Origin of the sequence: uncultured Enorma sp. (assembly GCA_905210055.1) — a bacterium.
GTDB lineage: Bacteria > Actinomycetota > Coriobacteriia > Coriobacteriales > Coriobacteriaceae > Enorma.
This window is the reverse complement of record CAJLVH010000127.1, coordinates 1-5635: the sequence shown is the minus strand read 5'-3', so window position 1 is coordinate 5635 and position 5635 is coordinate 1. Positions and strand designations below refer to the sequence as shown.

The following is a 5635-nucleotide window of genomic DNA, read 5'->3' as shown; positions in this document are numbered from 1 at the left end:
GGCCAGTGCGCCAAACTCCTCTGCGCTCAGCTGGTTGTAGCTGCCGATGAAGCTCGCCGCGAACTCGGAGACCGGGCTCGTGTACACCTCGACCGGGCTGCCGGCCTGCTCGATGCGCCCGTCATGGAAGAGCTGGATCACGTCGGACATAACCATGGCCTCGTCCTGGTCGTGCGTCACGAAGATCGAGGTCAGGTTGAGCTCTTGGTTGATCTCGCGAATGCGCGATTGAAGGGCTTTGCGGAGCTTCGCATCGATGGCCGAAAGCGGCTCATCGAGCAAGAGCACCTTAGGCTCGGTCACGATCGAGCGAGCGAGCGCCGCGCGCTGCTGCTGGCCGCCGGAAAGGCTCGCGGGGTAGGCGCGCTCTTTGCCGGTGAGCTCGACCATGGCGATGGCCTCGGCCACCTTCTTGTCGATCACGTCCTGCGGGGTCTTCTGCATCTTGAGGCCGAAGGCGATGTTCTGCTCGACCGTCATGTTGGGGAACAGGCTGTACTGCTGGAACACCATGCCGATGTTGCGCTTGCTCGCCGGCACGTTGGTGATATCCTCGCCGTCGAGGATGATGGTGCCCTCGGTGACCTGCTCCAAGCCAGAAAGGCAGCGCAGCAGGGGGGATTTGCCGCAACCGGAGGGGCCAAGCAGCGTGACGAGGCAGCCACCACTGCCATGCCAGCACCCGCCAACATGTTGAAGAACTGGCGGCTCACGCCCGCCTGGCGCGCCGCCTCGGAGACGCGCATGCCGCCGGCGACCCGGCCGCAGAGCAGCTCCCGGCCGCGCGGGGTGAGCCTTGCGTTAGGATGTTGGGACATGGGATGGCCCCCTCTGCCGTAAGCGTAGACAACTCACAGCATGCGGGAGCCATCCCTATTTGTCACCCCCGGGGCGTAAACAACGTCTTGGCACTGAACAGCTAGCACGCACTATATCGAAAGGCTCGGAGCCGGCAGCTCGGCGTAGGCAACGCGGACGAGCATTTCCGTCCTAGACTCAGATTCCGCATCGCCCTTCAGTGCTAAGAAATGCCGAAACCGTCACGAAGCGACCTCTCGAACGCGCTTCGTGACGGTTTCGGCAATTATTAGCACTGAGGGATGTGGGCGCATAATAGCCCACCGCCCCTCGCTGGCACATCACTCCCCGAAGATCGCGGCGACGAGGTCGCGACCGGCACGGCGGGCGGCGATGGCGGCGAGGTCGCCCAGGGCGGTGCCGAGCACGTCGCGCGACGCCTCATCCAAATTGCGCACCGCGTCACTCGCGAGCTGCGGAAACGCCTTTCCACCAAGAAAGACGTCGCGGGCATCGCGGGCGCCGCTCGCGCCCAAGGCGGCGAAGAGCGCATCTACCACCTGCTCGCAACGCTCGTCATCCATGCCGCCAAGCCATTCGGCCAATACATCATGGAGCGCCTGCGAGCCCTCGCCCAAGCGTTCGGCGTCCACGAAGTCGCTTCGGTCGTCCGCAATCTCCCACGTGAACACGGAATGCTGCATGAGCCCTTGCACGTTGCTGCGCACCACGCGCGCCGGCACCGGGCATTCGAGCAACATACCCACCAGCGAGTCCTGCGGAATGATGCGCTCAACCTTACAGGCGCGCGGCGGCACGGCACACGCAGCAGCGTCGCTGCCCACCGCAGAGCCCTCGCCCGCGGCAGCGCCATCGCCTCCCGCGCCAGCGCGCAAAGCCAGCCGCGTGAAATCTTCAGCCGAAAATCTCCCTGCGCGGAAACCCGGCGCATCGAGACACCACACGCGACTGATGCGCTCGCACGCACCCGCGCTGCACGTCAGCGCTGCATAGAGCGCCAGGTTGCCGCCTTTGGAATGGCCGCCCACGTGCAGCTCGCCGGGCAAGCGCGACGCCATATGCTCCAGATACTCCCGCGCGAGCCCCTGCGCTGGCACCTCGTCCATATACGCCATGTCGAAGTTCTCGCGCCAGCCGGTGGCCGAGACATCCGTGCCGCGAAAGCCTACGAACGAAAGCGCGTTTCTCCAGGTAAACGTTGTTGCTGCGAACTGCGTGCGCGACGCCTCGTCGAACACGGAACGGTATCCGCACAGGCGCAGGTCGCGGTAGCGCGGGCTCGCCGCGAGCGCCATGAGCAGGCGACGGATGTCGTCCGGCACGAGCCCGGTGAACATGCCTTCGAAGAGCTCGGACCGCATGAGATTCGCGAACGTCACGCCGCGGGAGTCGGGGGCGAGCAGCGTGACTGCCCGGTCGATGAGTGACGGCAGCGCAGATGGCTCGGGCACCACGCCGGCGCCGTCGATCATGCACGCCTGGGAAAGCACCGCCGCGTCGACGGGGCCAAACGGTTTCTGGTTGAATGTCGCGAGCTCGTGTTCCACGTAATCGAAGAGATACGGCATGGGTTCCTTTCGTCGTTTGAGCGCTTATACCCATCCCGTCGGCTGCTTTAGTGCGAGTGATTGATTCCGTCTGGAGCTCAGTTTTTCACCCGCAATACGTGAGAAATCCCATCCTGGATTCAATTGCTCACTCGCTAGAGCATGGTGGCGCTGAGGGCGGGTTCGAAGCCGGCCGTGCGCAGCGCGTCCATGATCTGCTCTTTGTGCGCAGTGCCGTACGCCTCGATGGTTACGCGCAGCTCCACGGCGGCGTTGCGATTCGTACTCACGAACTGGTTATGCTCGAGCTTGATCACATTGCCGTTTACCTCGGCAATCGCCTGCGCCACGCGCACGAGCATGCCCGGGCGGTCCGGCAGCAGCACGCTCACCGTGAAGATGCGGTCGCGCGCAATGAGCCCGTGCTGCACCACAGAGGACATCGTGATCACGTCCATGTTGCCGCCGGAGAGGATCGCCGCCACGCGCCGGTTCTCGGCCGGCAGGTGCTTGAGCGCGGCCACCGTGAGCAGCCCGGAGTTCTCGACGATCATCTTGTGGTTCTCCACCATGTCGAGAAACGCCACGATGAGTTCGTCGTCCGGCACGGTGATGACGTCGTCGAGGTTTGCCTGCAGGTACGGGAACACCTTGTCGCCCACCTCGAGCACGGCGGTGCCGTCCGCGATGGTGTTGGCGGCAGGCAGGCGCACGGGGCAACCCGCCTCGAGCGCGGCGGTGAGCGACGGCGCGCCCTCCGGTTCCACGCCGATCACGCGGATTTTGGGGTTGTAGAGCTTCGCGAACGTCGAGACGCCGCACGAGAGGCCGCCTCCGCCCACGGGCACGAGAATCGTATCCACCAGCGGCAGCTCCTGGATGATCTCCATCGCGATGGTGCCCTGCCCCGTAGCGAGCACGGGGTCATTGAACGGGTGGACGAACGTGTAACCATGTTCTTCGGCAAGCTGCATGGCGTAATCGCAGGCCTCGTCGTACACATCGCCAAAGAGCACGACCTCCGCGCCATAACCTTTCGTGCGCTCGACTTTGATGAGCGGCGTGGTGGTGGGCATGACCACGATGGAGTGCGCGCCGGCCTTCGACGCCGCGTACGCCACGCCCTGCGCATGGTTGCCCGCGCTCGCGGTGATGAGGCCGCGGCCAAGCTCTTCGGCAGAAAGGGTCGAAATCTTGAAGTACGCGCCGCGTACCTTATACGCGCCCGTGCGCTGCATGTTCTCGGGTTTGAAGAACACGCGGTTGCCTGTTGCTTGGCTGAAGTACGGGCTCTCCACGAGCTCGGTCTTCTGCGTGACTTCCTTGACCTTCTCCGACGCCTGCTCAAAGGCATCGAGGGTGAGCATCTCGGGCATGGGTATCCTTTCATGCATCATGCCGCGCCACGCAAATGATAATTTGGTGTCAGACACCTTTTTATCATGCGCGGTGAGGGCAGCCGGGCGGAGCAGAGCGTTCAGGCGCTATACTTTCGTGTAGTAAAGTAGCATACCATCACATGATGTTTTGGAAGCGAGATGCTCATGGCCGAAACAATTCCGCCCCTCTTCTCGCTGCGCGACGCCCAGGTGGTGCGCGCCGGCCGCACGATTCTTTCCGTCGACCACTTCGACCTGGCGGAAGGCGAGCACGTGGCGCTCCTAGGCCCCAACGGCGCCGGCAAATCGACGTTCATTCAGCTGCTCACACGCGAGATTTTCCCCTTGCACCGCGACGAGCCGCCCGTGCGCTTCCGCGGCGCCGCGCGTCCGCTGCTTACGGATATCAAGCAGGCGCTCGGCATCGTGTCCGCCACCATGCACGACCAGGTGCGCGTGCACCTACCCGTGAGCGACATCGTATGCGGCGGCATCTTCGGCACGCTCGGCCTGCCGAACCACGTGGAGGCAACGCCCGCCCAGCGCGCGCAGGCGCTCGACGCGCTCGAACGCCTGGACATCGCCGACCTCGCCGACCGCGACGTCATGACGCTCTCCACCGGCCAGGTGCGACGCGTGCTCGTGGCGCGCGAGCTCATGAGCGACCCGCGCGTGCTCATCTTCGACGAACCCTGCACCGGACTCGACCCCGAGGGCATGTACCACGTGCGGAACACCATGAGCCTGCTCGCCGCCGAAGGACGCTCCGTGGTGCTGGTGACGCACTATCCCGAGGACATCATCCCTGCTATCGAGCGCGTGCTTCTTATTAAGGACGCCGAGATCTTCGCCGACGGCCCCAAGGCGGAACTCCTTACGAGCGAGCATATGAGCGAGCTCTTCGGCGTGCCGCTCATCGTGGAGGAGCGCGACGGCTGGTACTCGCTGCAGGGGCGATACTAGCAAAGACAATACAACCCAACTTGGCAGGTTTTCTCATGCTGAAGCGGGGCAGCTGTAGCCCAAATCGACAACTCAGGCTTTGAGTCGGTGGTTTTTTGAAAACGCCGTGAGTAGAAGGGCTTTCGGCGGAAAAGTATCTGCAGGTAGACGCCTTGCGCTCAGAAGGGCTACTCAGCAGAACCTAAAAAACCCACCGACTCAAGGCTCGAGTGTGGTGCTCACGCCCATTCCGCTCAACCGGCCGAGCTAAAACGCTCGCATTTCCCCATGCTCAAGGGCAACTTGCCCGCAATGCGCCCCGAGCGGCCGTTTACCGCTCGTGGTAAACGAAGCGCTCGTCAGCAAGCGAGACTTCGGTGCCAGAGACAAGCAGCGCACGCTCGCCAGACACAAGGCGGCTACCGAACACGAACGTGCCGTTCGCCGAACCAGAATCCATGATGAACGTACGCCCCTGCTCAAGGAAGATCGCTGCGTGCCGCCGGCTGATGTTGCTGTTGTTACCCACCGCTATGTCGCAGGTCATCGAACGACCGACGACGACTTCTGGTGCATCGGGGAGAACGAATCGTGCGGCATCGCGAACGCGCTCGAGCACGCGCTGGGGCGCACGCGGCGCGGCAAGAGGAGCCATTCCCAAAAGCGTCGTACCATTTGAAGCAGAGCCGATAAAGCTGCGTGCGGGCTTTTCCGAGGCTTCGGGCTGGAACGCAGGCTCTGGCAGAGGTTCAGGCTCGGGCTGCGGCGGCATCGCGCGGACAGGCGCGGCCGCTGGTTGAGCGGCAGATGCCGAGATAACCGGCGGCACGGATAGTACCTGCGGCTCGGGAGCGGGCGCAGGCTCCGGTGCGGGGGCGGGTTCCGGCGCGGGTGCAGGTTCGGGCTCGGGTTCGGGCGCGGAGGCGGGCTCGGGCTCGGGCTCGGGCG

At 64.1% G+C, this 5635-nt stretch carries 4 protein-coding genes and 2 pseudogenes; 1 reads left to right on the top strand and 5 read right to left on the bottom strand.

The window, feature by feature from the left end; all coding sequences use genetic code 11:
* The 4 genes and pseudogenes from QZ079_RS07700 to ilvA form a co-directional block, all read right to left on the bottom strand.
* Nucleotides 1-651, bottom strand: a pseudogene (locus tag QZ079_RS07700) (ABC transporter ATP-binding protein); the annotation flags it as partial.
* Nucleotides 652-710: 59 nt separating this feature from the next.
* Nucleotides 711-818, bottom strand: a pseudogene (locus QZ079_RS09480) (leucine zipper domain-containing protein); the annotation flags it as partial.
* A gap of 321 nt (nt 819-1139) precedes the next feature.
* On the bottom strand, nt 1140-2387 hold the full coding sequence (locus QZ079_RS07695) for an Mbeg1-like protein (RefSeq protein WP_297037232.1): 1248 nt from the start codon (nt 2385-2387) through the stop codon (nt 1140-1142).
* Between the two features lie 134 nt (nt 2388-2521).
* Nucleotides 2522-3742 (bottom strand): threonine ammonia-lyase, encoded by a 1221-nt coding sequence (gene ilvA / locus QZ079_RS07690; protein WP_297037231.1) that lies wholly within the window; start codon nt 3740-3742, stop codon nt 2522-2524.
* A 168-nt stretch (nt 3743-3910) separates the two neighbouring features.
* Here ilvA and QZ079_RS07685 point away from each other — a divergent pair, with 168 nt between their 5' ends.
* Entirely contained in the window at nt 3911-4708 is a 798-nt protein-coding gene (locus QZ079_RS07685; RefSeq protein ID WP_297037229.1) for an ABC transporter ATP-binding protein, read from the top strand.
* A 310-nt stretch (nt 4709-5018) separates the two neighbouring features.
* Here QZ079_RS07685 and QZ079_RS07680 read toward each other — a convergent pair.
* Nucleotides 5019-5635: FHA domain-containing protein (locus QZ079_RS07680; protein WP_297037227.1), on the bottom strand; the 617-nt coding region annotated here is incomplete at its 5' end.

Bases quoted from the DNA above. Each gene is read 5' to 3' on its own strand.
- QZ079_RS07695 (WP_297037232.1), bottom strand. From the start codon at position 2,387: ATGCCGTATCTCTTCGATTACGTGGAACACGAGCTCGCGACATTCAAC.
- ilvA (WP_297037231.1), bottom strand. From the start codon at position 3,742: ATGCCCGAGATGCTCACCCTCGATGCCTTTGAGCAGGCGTCGGAGAAG.
- QZ079_RS07685 (WP_297037229.1), top strand. From the start codon at position 3,911: ATGGCCGAAACAATTCCGCCCCTCTTCTCGCTGCGCGACGCCCAGGTG.